Below are 18,776 nucleotides of genomic sequence, written 5' to 3'. Positions count from 1 at the left end.
CAGCGTTCATCCTGAGCCAGGATCAAACTCTCCGATAAAGATCTAGCTCAAAAAGAATCAACAGGTCATGCTTCACTCTTTAGTTTTCAAGGAACACATCGAAATTCTTTTTCTCAACCGCGTTTCGCGGCGACAATTTATATATTATCAAACCGAAAAGCAAGTGTCAAGAACTTTTTTTCGAGAACATCGATATCGCAAAAGCGACAGAAAATAATATAACAAGCACTATACGGTTATGTCAACTGTTTTTTTTCACCTATGCCCCAGAACTTGATTGAGTGCATCATGGGTCAACCGGTTTAATCTCTCTACTTTTTGATCACTGTCGACATCAAGATAAGGAGATGCTTTCAAAATCTCAAACACTTTTTTCAACTTCTCCTCACCATACGTCTCCACCAGATTTTTAAATTGAAGATATGCGCTCAAATAATAGCGTCCCGCCTCATCCGACGGCAAACGCTCCAGCCTTTTCTGCTCCAATTCGGCGATGGACAATGGCTGAAACTGCCGTGGTACCGAATGAATCCAATGGAAGTCCGGCAACAGATGCGCCTCATAAAACATCGCCGCCCCTTCCTGAAGCCAATACGCAGCATTATCATTGGTCAATTCGCTGATCAACTGGTGCGTCAGTTCATGGATCATGCCGGAAGCAAACCATGCCGGGTCCACATTTTCGGCGATAAACTTAATTGACTGATTCGCTTCATGCCATCCCGCCGCCCACCCGGGCAATGAGGGTTTCACTGATTCGCGGAATAGCTCGGGATCCTGGTACAGCTTTACCTCAACCCGGCCCGGAGTCCATCCGTATTTACGATTAAAAGCGGCCACACCCTTGCTCAATGAGGAAAAGGCCAATCGCGCGAGCTTTTGCAAGGAGGCATCCGTATAATAAACGGAAATCATCCCGTTTCCCAAGCGGGCAAAAACCAAGTCGGAATCCTTCCATCCATTGCGCGTCCGCTCGAACAAAACAGGAAAAGAGACGCGGTGAAACTCTTCTCTTAACCGGTAAGTTTGCTCCAAATGCACTTTAACCCGATTTTCACTCAATTCGGTAAAACAGACGGGATGAATATGGAACGAACCCGGTTTCATCACTTTTACCGCATCCTGAAACCAACGTTTCTGCTCCTGGATGTACATCGGCTTTCCGCTGTTCAGCAGGGGAACATACAATTTCCATTTATGCTCGTTAACCGCTTTTTCCTTCTGCTTAAGCAAACGAAGGATTTCCTTCTCCTTATTCTGATCGGCCAGATGGCAACCGGCACTCTGCTCCGCCCTGCCGCTGTTCGGGACAAGCAACAACAGACAGGAGATCAGGCATGATAGAAGAACCCGGATGACCGGCACAGGCATTGAATTTCCTCCTTTACACCGGAATACTCCCTTAGTTTGAATCGATTGCCAAAGGTTATACACCAATTCGGCGCCGTCGGTGATAAACAAAAAATGGGGCTGTCCGGCATATTCCGAACAAACCCCAAATCATCCGATTTCATATCGCGCCCAGATAGATAAAACGGAACACAAAAATCACCCCGAGTATATACACCAAAGGATGAACCCGTTTGCCTTCCCCCGCAGCCAATTTCAGAAGCGGATAAATGATGAACCCGGCGGCAATTCCGGTGGCAATGCTGAAGGACAGAGGCATCAGAATCATGGTGATAAAAGCGGGGACTGCATCAGAGAAGGAATCCCATTCAATTTTTCGCAAATTCCCCGCCATCAGCACCCCGACGATGATCAAAGCCGGAGAGGTGATCGCCGGCACGGAAGCAAGTGTCTCCACGATCGGAAAGAAAAAAATGGAGACTGCAAAGCACAGCGCTGTCGTAACCGATGTCATGCCGGTTCGTCCTCCAGAAGCGACTCCGGCGGTCGATTCGATATACGAAGTGACTGTGGAGGTGCCAAAGACGGCTCCCACCATCGTGGCAATCGAATCGGTCAGCAAAGCACGCCCCGCCCGCGGAAGTTTATTCTCTTTCAGCAGACCGGCCTGACTAGCCACACCGACCAATGTTCCGGCATTATCAAACAAATCCACAAACAGAAATGAGAAGACGATCGTAAAAATTCCCAGATCGAAGGCACCTTTTAAATCCAGATGCATAAAGGTCGGTGCCACGCTCGGCGGCATGGAGAAAACATGGGACGGGATCTTCACTTGCCCGGTGAACATGCCAACGACCGCCGTCACGATCATGCCGATAAAAATCGCCCCTTTCACCCGGCGAACCATCAGGATGACCGTAATCAGCAGCCCGAACAGTGTCAGCAAAATTTCCGGTTTTTGAATCGCCGGATTCAGGGAAACAAAAGTAGCCGAAGAAGGAATAATGATGGCAGCATTTTTAAACCCGATAAAGGCGATAAAAAGCCCGATTCCTGACGAAACGGCATATTTCAATGTTACCGGCATCGAATTGATAATCATTTCGCGAATCTTGGTAACGGTCAGCAAAAAGAAAACGACCCCGGAAATAAAAACTGCACCGAGAGCCTGTTGCCACGGAATCTTCATTCCCAGAACAACCGTAAACGCAAAGTAAGATAATAACCCGACCCCCGGTGCCAACGCAATTGGATAGTTGGCGACAACCCCCATCAAAAACGTGCCGACGATGGCCGAGAGAGCAGTCCCCATAAAGACCGCTCCCAGGTTCATGCCCGCTTTGCCCAAAAGTGACGGAGCCAGCAACAAGATGTACGCCATCGTGAAAAATGTGGTGACGCCCGCTAAAATCTCCGTTTTCAAGTTGGTTTTGTGCTCGTCAAAACGGAAGTATTTGGCAATGGTTGTCATATTGTCTCCCCTTTTCGATCATTCCCATTCGATGGTTGATGGCGGTTTGGAAGTGATATCGTAAACCACGCGGTTCACATCATCCACCTCGTTAATGATGCGGTTGGAAATCCGCTCCAACAGGTCAAAGGGAAGCCGGGCCCAATCCGCTGTCATCCCGTCAATGGAAGTTACCGCGCGAATCCCCACCGTATAGGCATAGGTCCGTACATCTCCCATCACACCCACGCTGCGAAAATCGGGAAGTGCGGTGAAATACTGCCAAATCTCCCGATCCAATCCCGCTTTTTTAATCTCTTCGCGCAGAATCGCATCCGAATCGCGAACGATACGCAATTTTTCTTCTGTCACTTCACCAATCACGCGAATGCCGAGCCCCGGTCCCGGGAAAGGCTGGCGCCAGACAATTTCTTCCGGCAGGCCAAGATCAAGCCCCACTTGGCGCACTTCGTCCTTAAACAGCGTATTGAGCGGCTCGATCAATTCCATTTTCATATCTTCCGGCAATCCGCCCACGTTATGGTGCGATTTGATCGTATGGGCCGTCTCTGTGCCCGATTCGATAATATCCGTATATAATGTTCCTTGCCCCAGGAAGCGGTGGTCTCCGAATTTGGCCGACTCTTCCTCAAAGACCCGGATAAACTCATTCCCGATGATTTTCCGTTTCTGTTCAGGATCGGTAACGCCTTTGAGCTTGCTCAAGAAGCGGTCTTTTGCATCCACTTTCACCAGATTCATCTTGAAATTTTTCCCGAATGTCTCAACGACGCTTTCTGCTTCTCCTTTGCGGAGCAAGCCGTGATCGACGAACATGCAGGTGAGCTGATCCCCGATCGCCTTATGAATTAATGCGGCCACCACGGAAGAATCGACACCGCCGCTCAAAGCGCACAATACTTTTTGGTCACCCACCTGTTCGCGGATTTCGCGCACTTTGTCTTCAATAAACGTTTTCATGCTCCAATCACCGGAACAGTGGCAAACGTCATAAAGAAAATGGCGAATCATGTCCAATCCGTGCAAAGAATGGCTCACTTCGGGATGAAATTGCACGGCATAGATGTTTGCTTCCGGGTTGCTCATTGAGGCAACGGAGGCAGAGTCGGTTTTGGCATCCACCCGGAATCCTTCCGGCGGCGCAGTAACCACGTCGCTATGGCTCATCCAAACCGTTTCCTTTTTGTCAAGGCCTTTGAAAAGCGGGCTGTCGGACACCACTTCGATTTCCGCTTTTCCGTACTCCCGCCTGTGCGCGCGCTCTACCTTTGCTCCAAAGTGGTAAGCGATCATCTGCATTCCGTAACAAATCCCCAAAATCGGGACGCCGAGTTCAAAGATTTCCGGATCGCACTTTGGCGCATTTTCAGCGTATACGCTGTTGGGACCACCTGAAAAAACAATCCCTTTCAGATTCATTTCTTTCAGTTTTGCCGCTGAAACCGTATAGGGGAGCAGTTCGCTGAAAACGCCGAGATCACGGATTCGGCGCGCGATCAACTGGTTATACTGGCCGCCGAAATCCAAAACGACAACGCGTTCCAATGTTTTTTCCATCAACCATCCCTCTTTTCACCAATACTAAAAAACCGGGGTCCCATACCGCAAAACGGCGATACAAGACTCCGGCCATAAAAAACGATTCTTCATTTGCAAACGAGATGAAGAAGCATGAGTTCCGAAGACTTATCACCCGTAGTCCGGCTATTTACGGCAGCCGGGTAGAAACGTTCAGGCCGTATCCCCAAACATATACGGTTTTCAGGCAGAAAAAAATCAACCTTATGATAACAAGCCGTCATAAACGCGGTCAAGCAAAGGATAGCGCCAATCAACTATTTCCATTTTTTCGAGATTTGCCTTTGACAACGGTTCTGTCTATACGATTCTCCCGAAGCAGCGAGTTCATACGTGATTGATTGCCTTTCCCGCCCGGGGATGACATTTTTTTCTGCTATGTTATAATTATCCTTAGCCACTTACTTAAAATTAGTTATAAAATAATTTACAGGCTCATCGCACACTCTAATTTTATTAATCCAAAGAAATGGAGGAGCAACAGATGTCGTTAATTTTTAACCCGTTTACGCAAAAAAATGTTACGTTGAATAACCGGATCGTTCTTTCTCCAATGTGCATGTATTCAGCCGATGACGATGGCAAAGTAACTGATTGGCATATTGTCCATTACGGTACGAGAGCCGCGGGAAAAGTCGGGCTGCTCATACTGGAAGCCACCGCAGTGGAAAGCCGGGGACGAATCAGCGCCAAAGACCTGGGCTTGTGGAATGATGAGCAAATGGCAGGGTTAAAGCAGATCGTTTCCTTCGCCCATTCGCAAGGAGTAAAAGCAGGAATCCAATTGGCTCACGCCGGGCGAAAAGCGGAAGTGGACGAAAGAATTATCGCTCCGAGTGCCATTCCGTTCAGCGAAGGAGGTCCCGTACCTGCGGAAATGGGACCCAAAGAGATCTCCGAAGTGATTCAGGCTTTTGCCGACAGCGCCAGACGGGCAAAAGAAATCGGCTTCGATGTCGTCGAGATCCACGCTGCACACGGATACTTGCTTCATGAATTCCTCTCTCCCCTCAGCAACAAGCGGACGGATGAATACGGCGGCGATTTGGAAGGGCGCTCCCGCCTGTTGAAAGAAGTGATCAAAGCCGTTCAGGCTGAATGGGGACAGGAACGTCCGCTTTACGTTCGCATCTCTGCCGTCGATTATCATCCCGACGGATTGCAAATTGAGGACAGCATCGCTTTGGCCCGTTTGCTCAAGGAATGGGGAGTCGACCTGATTGACGTTTCATCCGGAGGCCTTATTCCCAACCCGCCTTCCCGCATTTTCCCGGGTTATCAGGTTGCCTTTGCTGAAGCGATCAAAAAACAGGTTGGCATTGCCACTGGTGCCGTTGGTCTGATTACGACGACGGAACAGGCGGAAGAAATCCTCGGCAACGAGCGGGCCGACCTCGTTTTCCTGGCCAGAGAGCTCCTGCGCGATCCTTACTGGGTTCTCCATGCCGCACAGAAACTCGGAATTAATGATCTCGCACCGAACCAATACAGCAGAGCCTTTTAATCTATAATAAACACGCCCCCATGGAGCAACATTCCCACGGGGGCGTTTCATTATTGACCGACCGATCATCCATCAAGCCATTTGCCGCCAACGGATTGGCGCATGAGAGTCTGTTTAAAAGCGAACCTTTTGCCTGGAAAGTTGTTCTTCGAGATAGGCGAATTTTTTCTTCACCCGTTCATCCAGCGGATCGCCGTTCAGGGTGGTCATCAAATACAAATAATAAAACAGCCTCCTGTACCCAACAAAAAATTCGACTTGCTCCTCCCATCCCTCATCCAGTTCGTTTTCCAAAAAGTAACCTTCCATAAACGGGCCGAGGAACCGGGCTTTCCATTCATCCTGCCAGCTTTCCGGAACTGCGGATAAAACATGGTATACGGCAATGGCAATATCGTATGTATAAAAGTGGAATTTCATCCGATGGAAATGAACGGGAATAATCTCTTTAGCCGAACCGATCAAAAAATTTCCATGGTGAAAATCATTGTGAATGATTCCATAGGAACGATTCGTTCTGGAAAAGGAAGCGATTCTTTGCATTGAGGAAATAAAGCGGTCGACCAGCCGACCTTCGATAAAGGAAAAATCACGATGGTAAATTTCCCCTTCATTCCAATCATCAAATGAAGGAACTTCAAACCGTTCCAAAAAACGCCTGGAGAGAGAATGAATCTTTCCCATCGTTTCTCCCCATCTCCGAAACAAAGCCGGATTCCATTCTGCCGAATCAGCCGGACTCACCTTTCTGCCCGCAGGTTTTTCAAAGGAATAGATGCAACAGGGAAAAGGAAGGCGTACAATTGTCTCCACCGTCTGCCCACGAGCGGATAATATTTGTTTGGGAACGGGAACCCCTCCCCTGCGCAAGAAAGAAATCCATTGCAGTTCAGAATGCAATTGGGCTTTATCCTTGGCAGCAATTGGAACGAGCTGCAAAAAACAGGACTCGCCATCCCGTTCATATTCATAGATGCCTTGATCGTCGCCGCCGGCATACTTCAAGGTGCTTTCCGTTCCTTTAAACCTTCTGCACGCTTCTTCCACAATCTCTTTTTTCCACATAACATTAACCCACCTATCTGATTCCATTCCTTGCAAAATGAAGAATGTTCAAGATTTTTAATTTGATCTTTTTCCCCATCATAACATTAGCAGCCTTTGCTTTCTAACAAAAAGCTGCTGAATTCATCAGCAGCATCATTCCAAATAAGATTTTGGGTTTACCGTATGTCCGTTTTTCCAAACCTCAAAATGCAGATGGTTACCGGTCGCGCCGACAGAGTCCCCGTTGTTGCCCACAGCGGCAATCCGTTCCCCGCGGGTTACATGTTCACCGGCATGAACGGTAACCGTGCTCAAGAACATGTGAGCGTATCGGGTCATCAGCCCGTTTGGATGTTGAATATCGATAAACACTCCGTAACCTTCAGGGTCAGAGGTGCTCACCCGCAATACCACGCCATCATCGGCGGCATAAATCGGGGTTCCCGCCGGACGCGGGAAATCGTCTCCCTTGTGGAAGTGATTTCCGCGATTCTGCATATAATTCCAATAAACAAAACCGCGGGTAGTCGGCCAGCCCAACACTCCGTTACCGGAATCAGAGTAACCGGCATATTTTTTCAGTACCTCATTTTCTTGCTGTTCATATTGCTGCAATTCGGCTTTATGCTTATCCAGTTCAGCTTCATATTGCTTAACCGCTTCATTTGCCTTCTTCATTTCCGCATTCAGGCTCTTTTGCTTCTCTTGCAGCTCCGCCTGTTGCTTTTGCAAATTTTGCTGTGCGGTCAGATATTCATTAAATACCTGATAATCGCTCTCCACGATCAGGCGCAGCACTTCGTATCGTTTGAGAAAATCACTGAAAGAACCGGCAGCGAGCAACTGGGCCATGTATCCATTGTCCCCTTGCAGATAAATCCGATTCAATTTGTCTCCCAAAGCCTGCCTCGATTGCTCCAACACTTTCTTGTTGGATTCGATGCTTTTGTTCAACTTGGCAATCTGATCGTTCAAAGCGCCTGCTTTGGCCTCAATCTCATTAATGGCCTTCTTCTTGCCTTCGATCATCTTTTCGACTTTGTCAATTTCCGCTTTAGACGCAGTTTGTTTTGATTTGATATCTTTCAACTTTTGTTTGCCCTCGTCAGCGTTGGAGGACGCGTTTGCAGTCGGAATCGTCTTGTCCACAGGCCCGAAAGACAGCCCAAACGCCAAACAAACAGCGAGAACGGACATGACCAGTTTGCTCTTCATCAGCCTTCTCCTCTTTCCCATTGTATGTAACGGTAACCCTGATCTCTTTATTCCCTCATCATTTTATCAACAATAGAAGAATTGTCTCAGTTTTTGCCCGAAAAATTACCTTTTTGTCTACATTTTATATTTCCAAAAACCCCATCCATCACCATATCGGAAGATAAAAGCGAAAATCAACCTCTGCGTAAAAATAAAAACTCCCGCAGGAAAATTCCCGCAGGAGTTGAACAGATCGGGCGATTACATCATGCCGCCCATGCCGCCCATACCCATGTCCGGAGCACCGGATGCGTTTTTGTTTTCTTCCGGTTTGTCGGCAACAACCGCTTCCGTGGTCAGGAACATAGCGGCAACAGAAGCAGCGTTTTGCAAAGCGGAACGGGTTACTTTTGCCGGATCCACAACACCAGCTTGGATCATGTTTACCCATTCGCCAGTGAGGGCGTTGAATCCGATGCCTACGTCTTCTTTTTTCAAGCGTTCAACGATGATCGAACCTTCGAGACCTGCGTTGTGGGCAATTTGACGTACCGGTTCTTCAAGTGCACGTTTGATAATGCTTACGCCGGTTTTTTCATCACCCACAGGCAAGGAAGCCTCGAGTTCAGCTACAGAGCGGATCACGTTCACAAGCGCGGTACCGCCTCCGGCTACAATTCCTTCTTCAACTGCAGCACGGGTTGCGTTGAGTGCGTCCTCGATCCGCAATTTTTTCTCTTTCAGCTCGGTTTCGGTAGCAGCGCCCACTTTGATCACAGCTACGCCGCCAGCCAACTTAGCCAAGCGCTCTTGCAATTTTTCTTTGTCGAATTCGGAAGTGGTTTCTTCCAATTGTTGACGGATTTGAGCCACGCGCGCTTTGATTTCGCTTTGGTCACCATAACCGTCGACGATGATCGTATCTTCTTTGTTCACGCGCACTTGACGGGCACGGCCGAGCTGTTCAAGTCCGGTCGTTTTGAGGTCGAGACCCAATTCTTCGGTGATTCTTTGACCACCGGTAAGAATGGCGATATCATCGAGCATCGCTTTGCGGCGATCACCGAATCCAGGAGCTTTTACGGCAACAGCGGTGAAGGTACCGCGCAATTTGTTCACAACCAGGGTGGCAAGCGCTTCCCCTTCCACGTCTTCAGCGATGATCAAGAGCTGTTTGCCTTGTTGCACCACTTTTTCAAGGATCGGGAGGATTTCTTGGATGTTGCTGATTTTTTTGTCGGTGATCAAGATGTACGGTTCATCGAGAACAGCTTCCATTTTGTCCGTATCGGTAATCATGTACGGGGAGATGTAACCGCGGTCGAATTGCATCCCTTCAACCACTTCGAGTTCAGTGTTGAAGCCTTTGGATTCTTCAACGGTGATAACCCCGTCTTTACCCACTTTTTCCATTGCTTCGGCAATCAATTGGCCGGTTTCTTCGTCGTTGGCGGAAATAGCGGCTACTTGGGCGATCGAATCTTTGCCTTCGATCGGTTTTGCAATTTCCTTGATCTCATTTACCGCAGCATTTACTGCTTTTTCGATCCCTTTGCGCAATACCATGGGATTAGCGCCGGCAGCCACGTTTTTGAGACCTTCACGGATAATCGCTTGAGCGAGAACCGTAGCGGTGGTGGTACCATCCCCGGCTACATCGTTGGTTTTGGTGGCAACTTCTTTTACGAGTTGTGCACCCATGTTTTCAAAAGCATCTTCCAATTCAATTTCTTTTGCAATGGTTACACCGTCATTGGTGATGAGCGGAGAACCGAACTTTCTTTCTAAAACGACGTTGCGTCCTTTCGGACCAAGGGTTACTTTCACAGCATTTGCAAGCGCGTCAACCCCACGCAGCATCGCACGGCGTGCATCTTCGCTGAATTTGATATCTTTAGCCATTTTCTTCCGTCCCCTTTCTTATGTAGGGTAATAATTTACACTCTCGTGTTTTAATGCAGGCGTATTGCTCAATCCGCCGCATTCTTGGCCCAACGAAGGCCTTTCTATGAAATCATCTCAGGCGGGATGGGATTGTTTACTCCACGATCGCGAGGATATCGCTTTCACGAAGGATGAGATATTCTTTTTCGCCGTACTTCACTTCGGTACCGGCATACTTGGAGAAGATCACCAGATCTCCTTCTTTTACTTCAAGAGGAATGCGGCTGCCTTTTTCGTCAATACGTCCGGTGCCGACAGCCACGATCCGTCCTTCTTGCGGTTTTTCTTTTGCGGTTTCCGGAAGGACGATACCGCTGGCCGTTTTTTCCTCTTTCTCAACGGGCTCCAATACAACACGGTCACCTAATGGTTTGATCATGGTAATAACCCTCCTTCATGAGGTGGATAATTTTGTCGATTGTTAGCACTCGCGACGGATGAGTGCTAACACAATTATTATGATATTCATCTATCCGGCATTTTTCAAGTATGCGGAAAAAAATTAATCAAAAAAAGAAAGGAGATGAATCGAGGAAAGTGCCAAACTCACTGTTCACCTGGTCCGGTCAAAATCACCTTCATTTCCGGTTCGGGCTGTCCTTTTCTCATCTCTTTCATTCGTCCCGTCCATGGAAAATGAATGGTTCTCCGATTTCTTCCGCAAAAACTGAATCACTTTTTCAGCAGAGATCCCGCCAAGATCCACTGATTCCTGCTCCCCGTGCTGTCCTCGGTCAACAGGGCCGGACCCGCCGAGTTCAATCGACCAACCGGTATGGAATATCCCTTTGCCGGTGGACATGTTTTGCCTTACACCTTCCGTCCATTTCAAGAGACCGACGGCTCCATTCACCAATACCTTGCAAACAGCGGAACGGACAGACGGAGACAGCAATAGGGCGGCAAAGCCGACAAGCAGCAACCAGCCGTACGATGAACGATTGGAATGCGAATTCCTCCACATCATATAATCTCCTCCAAATGGGTGTAGTCAAGAAAAGTGTGCCCCATCCGGATCTAATTATGTAGAAAAACAGCAGCCATCGACCGGGAATGATGGCTGCCTTAATGTTAATAGACTCCGTCCATCTCCACCTCTTCTTCCTCTTCCTTCTCCATCCTGCGGTACAGCCAGGCGGACAGGCCGACGCTGATCTCGTACAACAGGATGAGCGGGATGAAGATGAGAATGTTCGACACCAGATTGGGCGGAGCAATCAACGCGGAAAACACGACCAGGATAAAGTAAGCCACTCGTCTCATCTTGTTCAGAAACGCCGGAGTGATCAGGCGGATGCGCGTCAAGAACAGGACAATCACGGGCAACTCAAAAAAGAGGGCCAAGGGCAAAACGATGCTGAACAAAAAGTTAAACGCATCGTCCACCCCATACAGCATGGGAACCCCCATTTTTTCACTCAAGGAAAATAAAAAATCCATCACATTTGGAAAAACAACAAAATAACCGAATAACGCGCCGGCAACAAACAAGCCGACGACGACGGGAATGTAAAGCAACGCCGCCCGCTGCTCCTCTTTCTTCAATCCGGGGCGAACAAACTGCCACAGATGGTACATGATCACCGGTGAAGTGAAGACCAACGCCAGGATCATCGAGATCTCCATATAAATCAGAATCGGATCGGCCGGTTTAAAAACGGTCAAATGATATCCATGAAAAGCGTGATCCTTGATATAGCGGAAAATATCGATGGAATAATAAAAACTGATGACCAACATCACCAGGAAGAACAGCAATATCCAGATAATCCTCCGCCTCAGTTCCTCCAGATGTTCCGTCAACGGCTGCACTTGTTCCTCATTCATGTGCTTACTCCCCTAATTCTCCCGGCTCGATTTGTTTTACTTTCGCCATTTCCACCTGATTCTGTGTCTGCTCTCCGGGAAAATGCTTCAGAAAATAGATGAGTGTTTGCAACTCAATCGTCAGATCAATATTGTGAATGCGAATATGGGGCGGTGCGATCAGACGGGCCGGAGTAAAGTTCAGGATACCGCGAATGCCCGCCTGCACCAGGAAGTCCGTTGTCGCTTGTGCCACATTGACGGGCACGGTTAAGATCGCAACTTCCACATGGTGCAGTTCGATCACCTCTTGGAGGCGGTCCATCGAATAAACGGGAATTCCGTCCACATCGCTGCCGATTTTGGACAAATCCTGGTCAAATCCGGCCACGATCTTTGTATTGTGGCTGCGATAAAAATTGTACCGGAGCAAAGCGGTTCCCAGGTTGCCAACGCCGACGAGAACCACGTTGGTCACTTCGTCTTGCTTCAAAAAATCACGCAAGAACTGTAACAAGTAGGTCACGTTGTAACCATAACCCTTCTTTCCCAGCTCACCCAAATAGGAAAAATCACGGCGAATGGTGGCCGGATCGATCTGCAACGCATCGCTTAAATCTGCCGATGAAACGCGTTGCTTCCCGATGGCATGCAATTTTTCCAGGTAGCGGTAATAAAGGGGCAAACGCTTGGCTGTCACTTGTGGTATTTTATTTTCAGGCATCTGCGCGCTTGCACCTCCATTTTCGTGAATTTGCGCACATAAAATTTATCATTCAGTCGGGCTTTGCCACCCGCTCGCAAGTCGACAATTATCTGAGTATAAAAGCCCATTGCTTTCGCGCCGGCTGAAACGTGATTGCCAAATCAAATCCCCTGTTGCAAAGGTGAAGATCAAAATCAATATACCACAATTTGATACACTTTCGATAATCAATTGAAGCGGCTTTCTCTCAAAAAGCCAACGTTTCCCCCGGAGTAAACAAATAATGGACAGGCTGGTCGTGCGGCAGCGGGTAAACGGTTGCAACCACCTGTTCCGAATAAGCAACTCCCAGGCGAACCGCATGGCCGGCCCGGGCAAAAAAGCGGTCATAATATCCCCCGCCGTACCCCAACCGGTAACCCCTGCGATCGAATCCGACACCGGGCACCACCGCCAACCGGATGCGTTCAGGCTCAACCGCCTTCGCTTCATCTTCAAGCGGTTCCAAAATGCCGTACGCTCCTGGTTGCAATTCCTCAAAGCTGTCGACGCGGAACAGTTTCATCTCCCTCGTTTCGGGAAGCGCCCGGGGTAAGACGACCGTTTTTCCGAAAGACCAAGCCTTCTCAATGGCGGGACGCACATCCACTTCCCGGCGAATCGGCATATAGAATAAAACAGTATCCGATGTTAGAAAAGTATCCCATTCCACTATTTTCCGACAGATGGAAGCCGAACCGCTCCGCCGCCTCTCATCGGATAACTCTTGACGGACCTTCAGCAAATGACGCCGCAACTCTTCTTTATTCTGCATGTGTTTCATCCTTTTAGATCGAGCAGAGTGATTATTTATCATTTTACCAAAAAAACATGGTGCAGTAGAAGATCACGCGAAATTGCTCTCCCTCCACATTTGCCCTTGGCATGAAAACTCATTTAAACTTACGGTAGAGAACAGGCTGCCGGTACAGGATCCCTGGAGGCAGGTCCGGAGTTCCCCGGATCTTGCCGTTTTTTGCAGAAAACATTCATATCTTGTCAAACACAACCAGTAATAAAATTTTAGCAAAACCATGAGTGGAACGGCATCCTCCTGACTGACCATTTAGATCACCCGGAGTGCAAGAGTCCCCAAACGACCCTGAATGCAATCAAATTTTCACGGATACACATATTTTTCTTCAAAAACGAGGTGGAACCATGATATTGCAAGCAACGAATATTCATAAAACCTATGGGGGAACGGTCATCCTGGATGGTGTTGATATACAGGTGAACAATCAGGAACGGGTCGGGTTAATCGGCCCCAACGGCGCGGGCAAATCGACGCTGCTAAAAATCATCATCGGAGAAATCCCTGCGGACCAAGGGGAAATCCAGATTGCCAGAAAAGCGCAAATCGGTTTTTTGGCTCAGGACAGCGGGTTGGATTCCTCTTTGACCATCTGGGAAGAGCTTCTCGCTGTTTTTTCCGGTCTGCGCGAACTGGAAAACCAATTGCGCCAACTGGAACGGGAAATGGGCAAAGAAGAAGTTTATACAAATGAAAAGCAATACCAAAAAATACTTGAAAAATATGCTTCCCTGCAGGAGAAATTTGAAGAAAGCGGCGGTTATGCATTTGAAGCGCGCATCCGCGGCACTTTGCACGGATTGGGACTCGGAGAGTTAGACTGGAAAAATACGCTTGTCTCCTCTCTGAGCGGCGGGCAGAAAACGCGAGTGGCCTTGGCCAAAATTCTCCTGACAGAGCCTGATCTGCTGATCCTGGACGAACCGACCAACTATCTCGACATGAACGCCGTCGCCTGGCTGGAGCAAACACTCCTTAATTACAGCGGCTCCGTTTTGGTCGTCTCCCACGACCGTTATTTTCTCGATCGCTTGGTCACGGTCATCTATGAACTGGATCATGCGCGGGTGACGCGCTATCCCGGCAATTACACCGCGTATGTCAAACAAAAAGAAGAAAATCTCGCACGAGAATTGAAAATGTATGAGAAACAGCAGGCAGAGATCAAACGAATGGAGGAATTCATCCAGCGCAATATCGCCCGTAAATCAACGACGAAAAGAGCGCAAAGCCGGCGCAGGCAACTGGAAAAAGTCGAACGGATCGACAAGCCCCATACCGGAAAACGGGAGGCGGCCATCCGCTTTGAAGCAGCGGTCACCAGCGGACGTGAGGTACTGAAGGCCACAAACCTCTCAATCGGTTACCAAGAACCGCTTCTCACCGGCTTACAGTTTACCATTGAACGCGGCGAGCACATCGCCTTGCTCGGCCCCAACGGAGTGGGAAAATCGACTCTCCTCAAAACGATTGCCAACAAGCTTCCCGCCCTGTCCGGCGAGCTAAAATGGGGCGTTCAGGTGGAGATCGACTATTACGATCAGGAGCAAAAAGACCTTGATCCGCAGAAACAAGTGATCGATGAAATATGGGATGAACATCCGCATCTGGATCAGACGAGCATCCGCTCTTATCTCGGTCAGTTTTTGTTCAGCGGCGAAGATGTGTTTAAACAGGTTCAGGATTTAAGCGGCGGAGAAAAGGCCCGGCTCTCCCTGTGCAAGCGCATGCTGAACCAAGCCAATTTCCTATTGATGGATGAGCCGACCAACCATCTGGATCTGGTGAGCAAAGAACGCCTGGAACAAGCACTTGAAGGCTATTTGGGCACACTGTTGTTCGTCTCGCACGACCGCTATTTTATCAAGCGGCTGGCTACGAGGATCTGGGAAATCACCCCGGAAGGGATCAAAGATTACCATGGCGATTACGAATGGTATCTGGAGAAAAAAGCAATGGAGAAGCTGGAAAAAGAACAGGAAGAGAAAAAAGATGAGACCTCCCCGCACAAACAGGCCGAAGCCTATCGCCGCAAGGAAAAAGAGGAACAACGCGAGCGCAAAAAACGGGAACTGAAAGTGAAGGATCTGGAAGAAGAGATTGCGCAGATCGAAGCGGAAATCGCCCATATTCACGAACAGCTGTGTCATCCCGAACTTTTCAATGACCCGTTCAAAAGCGCTTCACTGCAAAAAGAACTGGCGGCAAAAGAAGAGCGGTTAACGCAAAAAACAGAAGAATGGCTTGAGCTGGCGGAATGAACACCGGCTTATCCACAGGTTGGCCCGCCATTTATGCACAAATAAAGCCGATGCCCCGAATTGGAACATCGGCTTTATTTGTGCCTAGCCGATGAGCGGAAGATTCGCATCGGCATTCAAGGTCAAATCCGCATAATGGCCGTCGAGAAACTGATACGTGCCCGCGGCGGCAATCATCGCTGCGTTATCGGTACACAGCTCCAGCGGCGGAATGCGCAAATCAATCTTTTCCTCTTTGCACCGCTTGGAAAGCCGCACTCTCAACCCGCTGTTGGCTGACACACCCCCGGCCAGCAACAACTGGTTCACCCCCGTTTTTTTGACGGCGAGCATCGCTTTCTCCACCAGCACATCCAGCACCGCATCCTGAAAACTGGCCGCCAGGTCTGCGTAATGAATCTCTTCTTTGCGCTGATTCGCATTATGGACGAGATTCAGCACCGCCGATTTTAACCCGCTAAAACTGAAATCGAGCGAATCCGATTCCAGCCAGGCGCGCGGCAGCGGATAACTGGGTTTTCCCTCCAGGGCCAGCCGGTCAATCTGCGGCCCTCCGGGATAAGGGAGTTTCATCAGTCGCGCCACTTTGTCAAATGCTTCCCCGGCGGCATCATCCCTGGTTTTCCCCAGACGCTCAAATTGGTTATGCCCTTTCATGTAGATCAATTCCGTATGCCCTCCGGATACGACAAGGGCAACGAGCGGAAAGGAAAGGGGCTTGATCAGATGATTCGCGTAAATGTGCCCGGCGATATGGTGCACCGGAACCAGCGGTTTGCCGAGGGAAAAAGCGAGCGCTTTGGCGGCAGAAACACCGATCAGCAAGGCCCCGACCAAACCCGGTCCTTGTGTGACGGCAACGGCATCCAGCTCATTTCTCCCCACTCCCGCTTCTTCCAGCGCCTTTTGCACGATAATCGTAATGCGCTCCACATGGCGCCGCGAAGCCACTTCAGGAACCACGCCGCCAAATTTGCGGTGCACGTCCATCTGCGAAGAAATCACATTGGACAGGAGTTCCGTCCCCCCGCGCACGACCGCGGCCGAGGTTTCATCACAGCTTGTTTCAATTCCCAGTATGAGCGTTTCTCTCTGCATGTTCATTTAATGTCACCCACATAATAATGGCGTCTTCTTTATTATCCGTATAGTATTCTTTTCTCAATCCCGCCCGGGTAAACCCCAATTTGTCGTAAAGCGATTGTGCGACCGTGTTGGAAACGCGTACCTCCAACGTCATTTTATCGGCCCCCAACTTCCGGGCGAGATCCATCACATACAAAAGCGTCGCTTCCCCCAAACCCGTTCCCCGATAGTCAGGATGGATGGCGATATTCGTGATGTGCGCTTCATCCAAAATAAGCCAAAACCCGCAGTACCCCGCGACAATTCCGTCAACGGTAACCACCGTGTAATGGGCAAACTGGTTAAAAACCAATTCATTGTAAAAAGCCTGCCGCGGCCAGGGAGCGGAAAAGGAATGATTCTCAATAACCTCGATACGCGAAAGATCGCTTAACTCCATCGGGCGAAAACCGACTTCACCAGGTGCGCTTTTAACCATTCTCCCCCTCTTCCTTCCCGTGCTTTTTGAGCCAGTTGGCTTCGGCTTCAGTCAGCTGCAAATAGTTGGGAGCGAAGTCGGCATGTTCCGGAGGCTCATGATTGCTCCATTTCTGATAGGCCGCCCATGCCAAATGACTTGGTCGCGGGAGGTTTTCCGGCCCGATCCCGAAGCTGGCCCGTTCCCCCAAGTATTCCTCAATCGTCTGGCGAAAACGCTCCACATCATCACCCAAAAACAAAACCGGCTTTTCCAGCGCCTTTATTTGCTCCAGCCAACTTTCGACCGGTACGACTTGCTGAGGAAGCACTTCAGTCATTTCCCCGTCCTTCGCGGCAAACACACCGGAATAGACGCGACGCCGCCGGGCATCAAACAGCGGAACAACCAATCCGTCGAAGCGAATGCCGTTCATGGCAAGAACCGTCAGGCTGGATTCGCTGTACAAAGGCAGTTCGCGCGCCCAAGCCATTGTTTTGGCCGTTGTCACGCCGATGCGGATGCCCGTATAAGAACCGGGACCGGAAGTAACCGCCAACGCATGGAGATCGTCAAGGCTCAGATCCAATTCAGTCAAGAGCTGCTCAATGGTGGGCATCAATCGCACCGAATGGTTTTTATGCAGGTTGGTAATAACTTCCCCCAATACCCGCTTCGTTTCCAAATCAAAGACGGCCACCCCCATCACGAGAGTAGAGGTATCCATCGCAAGCAGTTTCATGCCTGACACAACTCCTTACATAATGAGTTCCAACGAGGATGACCGGAGGCCATTTCAATCCGGCGATCACCGTCGGCCTGAACCGTGATCGACAGCCACAGCGTTTCCTCGGGAAGAAGCGGCTTCACCTGCGAAGCCCACTCCACTAAGCAAATTCCATCTCCATAAAAATATTCCTCCAACCCCAATTCTTCTTCCGGCTCTTCAATTCGATATACATCCATGTGATAAAATGGAAGCTTGCCTTCATATTCCTTGATAATGGTAAAGGTAGGGCTGTCAACCGGTTCTTGAATCCCAAGCCCTCCGGCCAGCCCTTTGGCAAAGGTCGTTTTGCCGGCACCCAGGTCTCCTTCCAAGGCCAACACATCCCCCGGCTTCAAGAAGGAAGCGAGCTTGGCCGCAAGCTCTTTTGTCTCCTTCTCTCCGCGGGTCACGATGATACAGCGCTCCATGTGATCACCCGTTCTTTCTTGATAATCAAAGCGAATTCTTCCAAACTTACTACCATCATTGACTTTGGCTAACCGATTTCATGCGTGCACAAAAAAATAAAGGACCGCAGCTACCGCCACAGTCCATCCGTTTTATTTGGAGCGGGTGAAGGGAATCGAACCCTCGCATTCGGCTTGGAAGGCCGATGTTCTACCACTGAACTACACCCGCAAATATGGGGATTAATTTTTAAAAATGGTCGGGGTGACAGGATTTGAACCTGCGACCTCCTCGTCCCGAACGAGGCGCTCTGCCAAGCTGAGCCACACCCCGGTC

General features: G+C 49.3%; 17 protein-coding genes, 2 tRNA genes and 1 riboswitch. Of the genes, 2 read left to right on the top strand and 17 right to left on the bottom strand.

All coding sequences use genetic code 11. The features are described 5' to 3' along the window. Window positions 1-255: 255 nt before the first annotated feature. The 3 genes from I8U18_RS14860 to guaA all read right to left on the bottom strand — a co-directional run bounded on the left by I8U18_RS14860 (window position 256) and on the right by guaA (window position 4,381). Window positions 256-1,371, bottom strand: coding sequence for a peptidase MA family metallohydrolase (locus tag I8U18_RS14860; RefSeq protein WP_198064908.1), 1,116 nt, complete (start codon window positions 1,369-1,371; stop codon window positions 256-258). A gap of 139 nt (window positions 1,372-1,510) precedes the next feature. Next, the gene (locus I8U18_RS14855) at window positions 1,511-2,815 is read right to left on the bottom strand and encodes an NCS2 family permease (RefSeq protein WP_198056459.1); all 1,305 of its coding nucleotides are present in this window, start codon (window positions 2,813-2,815) and stop codon (window positions 1,511-1,513) included. A 27-nt stretch (window positions 2,816-2,842) separates the two neighbouring features. Continuing rightward, the gene (gene guaA / locus I8U18_RS14850; RefSeq protein WP_198056457.1) at window positions 2,843-4,381 is read right to left on the bottom strand and encodes a glutamine-hydrolyzing GMP synthase; all 1,539 of its coding nucleotides are present in this window, start codon (window positions 4,379-4,381) and stop codon (window positions 2,843-2,845) included. 119 nt (window positions 4,382-4,500) lie between these two features. After that, a riboswitch (purine riboswitch) is annotated at window positions 4,501-4,602 on the bottom strand. 284 nt (window positions 4,603-4,886) lie between these two features. Here guaA and namA point away from each other — a divergent pair. Next, window positions 4,887-5,906, top strand: coding sequence for an NADPH dehydrogenase NamA (namA, locus tag I8U18_RS14845; RefSeq protein WP_033102159.1), 1,020 nt, complete (start codon window positions 4,887-4,889; stop codon window positions 5,904-5,906). 114 nt (window positions 5,907-6,020) lie between these two features. Here namA and I8U18_RS14840 read toward each other — a convergent pair whose 3' ends face one another. The 8 genes from I8U18_RS14840 to I8U18_RS14805 all read right to left on the bottom strand — a co-directional run bounded on the left by I8U18_RS14840 (window position 6,021) and on the right by I8U18_RS14805 (window position 13,420). After that, the gene (locus I8U18_RS14840) at window positions 6,021-6,971 is read right to left on the bottom strand and encodes a phosphotransferase enzyme family protein (protein ID WP_033102160.1); all 951 of its coding nucleotides are present in this window, start codon (window positions 6,969-6,971) and stop codon (window positions 6,021-6,023) included. 135 nt (window positions 6,972-7,106) lie between these two features. Further along, complete coding sequence (locus I8U18_RS14835) at window positions 7,107-8,168, bottom strand: murein hydrolase activator EnvC family protein (RefSeq protein ID WP_033102161.1); 1,062 nt, start codon at window positions 8,166-8,168, stop codon at window positions 7,107-7,109. A gap of 243 nt (window positions 8,169-8,411) precedes the next feature. Continuing rightward, the gene (groL, locus tag I8U18_RS14830; RefSeq protein WP_033102162.1) at window positions 8,412-10,052 is read right to left on the bottom strand and encodes a chaperonin GroEL; all 1,641 of its coding nucleotides are present in this window, start codon (window positions 10,050-10,052) and stop codon (window positions 8,412-8,414) included. Between the two features lie 136 nt (window positions 10,053-10,188). Then, window positions 10,189-10,473: a co-chaperone GroES gene (gene groES, locus I8U18_RS14825; protein ID WP_198056456.1), complete on the bottom strand. Its 285-nt coding sequence runs from the start codon at window positions 10,471-10,473 to the stop codon at window positions 10,189-10,191. A gap of 174 nt (window positions 10,474-10,647) precedes the next feature. Then, window positions 10,648-11,058 carry a hypothetical protein gene (locus tag I8U18_RS14820; RefSeq protein WP_198056455.1) on the bottom strand — a complete coding sequence of 137 codons (411 nt, stop codon included), beginning with the start codon at window positions 11,056-11,058 and terminating at the stop codon, window positions 10,648-10,650. 107 nt (window positions 11,059-11,165) lie between these two features. Then, window positions 11,166-11,921: a twin-arginine translocase subunit TatC gene (gene tatC / locus I8U18_RS14815; protein WP_033102165.1), complete on the bottom strand. Its 756-nt coding sequence runs from the start codon at window positions 11,919-11,921 to the stop codon at window positions 11,166-11,168. A 4-nt stretch (window positions 11,922-11,925) separates the two neighbouring features. Continuing rightward, a complete protein-coding gene (locus I8U18_RS14810) occupies window positions 11,926-12,624 on the bottom strand; it encodes a redox-sensing transcriptional repressor Rex (protein WP_052154411.1) in 699 nt (232 codons plus the stop codon). Window positions 12,625-12,853: 229 nt separating this feature from the next. Then, window positions 12,854-13,420, bottom strand: a complete 567-nt coding sequence (locus tag I8U18_RS14805; RefSeq protein WP_033102166.1) for a 5-formyltetrahydrofolate cyclo-ligase — start codon at window positions 13,418-13,420, stop codon at window positions 12,854-12,856. Between the two features lie 386 nt (window positions 13,421-13,806). Between I8U18_RS14805 and I8U18_RS14800 the strand changes: the two genes are divergently transcribed. Continuing rightward, on the top strand, window positions 13,807-15,720 hold the full coding sequence (locus I8U18_RS14800; protein WP_198064907.1) for an ABC-F family ATP-binding cassette domain-containing protein: 1,914 nt from the start codon (window positions 13,807-13,809) through the stop codon (window positions 15,718-15,720). Window positions 15,721-15,804: 84 nt separating this feature from the next. Here the strand turns inward: I8U18_RS14800 and tsaD are convergent, their stop codons facing one another. The 6 genes from tsaD to I8U18_RS14770 form a co-directional block, all read right to left on the bottom strand. Further along, window positions 15,805-16,818 (bottom strand): tRNA (adenosine(37)-N6)-threonylcarbamoyltransferase complex transferase subunit TsaD, encoded by a 1,014-nt coding sequence (gene tsaD / locus I8U18_RS14795; protein ID WP_033102177.1) that lies wholly within the window; start codon window positions 16,816-16,818, stop codon window positions 15,805-15,807. Next, window positions 16,787-17,284, bottom strand: coding sequence for a ribosomal protein S18-alanine N-acetyltransferase (gene rimI, locus I8U18_RS14790; protein ID WP_033102168.1), 498 nt, complete (start codon window positions 17,282-17,284; stop codon window positions 16,787-16,789). The genes tsaD and rimI overlap by 32 nt, the downstream gene beginning before the upstream one ends. After that, window positions 17,277-18,005, bottom strand: a complete 729-nt coding sequence (gene tsaB / locus I8U18_RS14785) for a tRNA (adenosine(37)-N6)-threonylcarbamoyltransferase complex dimerization subunit type 1 TsaB (protein ID WP_198056453.1) — start codon at window positions 18,003-18,005, stop codon at window positions 17,277-17,279. The genes rimI and tsaB overlap by 8 nt, the downstream gene beginning before the upstream one ends. Continuing rightward, window positions 18,002-18,460 (bottom strand): tRNA (adenosine(37)-N6)-threonylcarbamoyltransferase complex ATPase subunit type 1 TsaE, encoded by a 459-nt coding sequence (gene tsaE, locus I8U18_RS14780; RefSeq protein ID WP_033102170.1) that lies wholly within the window; start codon window positions 18,458-18,460, stop codon window positions 18,002-18,004. Before tsaE ends, tsaB begins: the two co-directional genes overlap by 4 nt. Window positions 18,461-18,597: 137 nt before the next feature. Then, window positions 18,598-18,671: transfer RNA gene (locus I8U18_RS14775), tRNA-Gly, on the bottom strand. Window positions 18,672-18,696: 25 nt separating this feature from the next. Continuing rightward, window positions 18,697-18,773: transfer RNA gene (locus I8U18_RS14770), tRNA-Pro, on the bottom strand. Window positions 18,774-18,776: the final 3 nt, after the last annotated feature.

Source organism: Thermoactinomyces sp. CICC 10522 (assembly GCF_016055075.1).
Taxonomy (GTDB): Bacteria; Bacillota; Bacilli; order Thermoactinomycetales; family Thermoactinomycetaceae; genus Thermoactinomyces_A; species Thermoactinomyces_A daqus.
The sequence above is the reverse complement of the archived record's forward strand: the minus strand, read 5'-3'. Positions and strand labels throughout refer to the sequence as shown.

Coding starts and splice junctions, on each gene's coding strand:
- I8U18_RS14860 (WP_198064908.1), bottom strand. CDS start 1,371: ATGCCTGTGCCGGTCATCCGGGTTCTTCTATCATGCCTGATCTCCTGT.
- guaA (WP_198056457.1), bottom strand. CDS start 4,381: ATGGAAAAAACATTGGAACGCGTTGTCGTTTTGGATTTCGGCGGCCAG.
- namA (WP_033102159.1), top strand. CDS start 4,887: ATGTCGTTAATTTTTAACCCGTTTACGCAAAAAAATGTTACGTTGAAT.
- I8U18_RS14840 (WP_033102160.1), bottom strand. CDS start 6,971: ATGTGGAAAAAAGAGATTGTGGAAGAAGCGTGCAGAAGGTTTAAAGGA.
- I8U18_RS14835 (WP_033102161.1), bottom strand. CDS start 8,168: ATGAAGAGCAAACTGGTCATGTCCGTTCTCGCTGTTTGTTTGGCGTTT.
- groL (WP_033102162.1), bottom strand. CDS start 10,052: ATGGCTAAAGATATCAAATTCAGCGAAGATGCACGCCGTGCGATGCTG.
- groES (WP_198056456.1), bottom strand. CDS start 10,473: ATGATCAAACCATTAGGTGACCGTGTTGTATTGGAGCCCGTTGAGAAA.
- I8U18_RS14820 (WP_198056455.1), bottom strand. CDS start 11,058: ATGTGGAGGAATTCGCATTCCAATCGTTCATCGTACGGCTGGTTGCTG.
- tatC (WP_033102165.1), bottom strand. CDS start 11,921: ATGAATGAGGAACAAGTGCAGCCGTTGACGGAACATCTGGAGGAACTG.
- I8U18_RS14810 (WP_052154411.1), bottom strand. CDS start 12,624: ATGCCTGAAAATAAAATACCACAAGTGACAGCCAAGCGTTTGCCCCTT.
- I8U18_RS14805 (WP_033102166.1), bottom strand. CDS start 13,420: ATGCAGAATAAAGAAGAGTTGCGGCGTCATTTGCTGAAGGTCCGTCAA.
- I8U18_RS14800 (WP_198064907.1), top strand. CDS start 13,807: ATGATATTGCAAGCAACGAATATTCATAAAACCTATGGGGGAACGGTC.
- tsaD (WP_033102177.1), bottom strand. CDS start 16,818: ATGCAGAGAGAAACGCTCATACTGGGAATTGAAACAAGCTGTGATGAA.
- rimI (WP_033102168.1), bottom strand. CDS start 17,284: ATGGTTAAAAGCGCACCTGGTGAAGTCGGTTTTCGCCCGATGGAGTTA.
- tsaB (WP_198056453.1), bottom strand. CDS start 18,005: ATGAAACTGCTTGCGATGGATACCTCTACTCTCGTGATGGGGGTGGCC.
- tsaE (WP_033102170.1), bottom strand. CDS start 18,460: ATGGAGCGCTGTATCATCGTGACCCGCGGAGAGAAGGAGACAAAAGAG.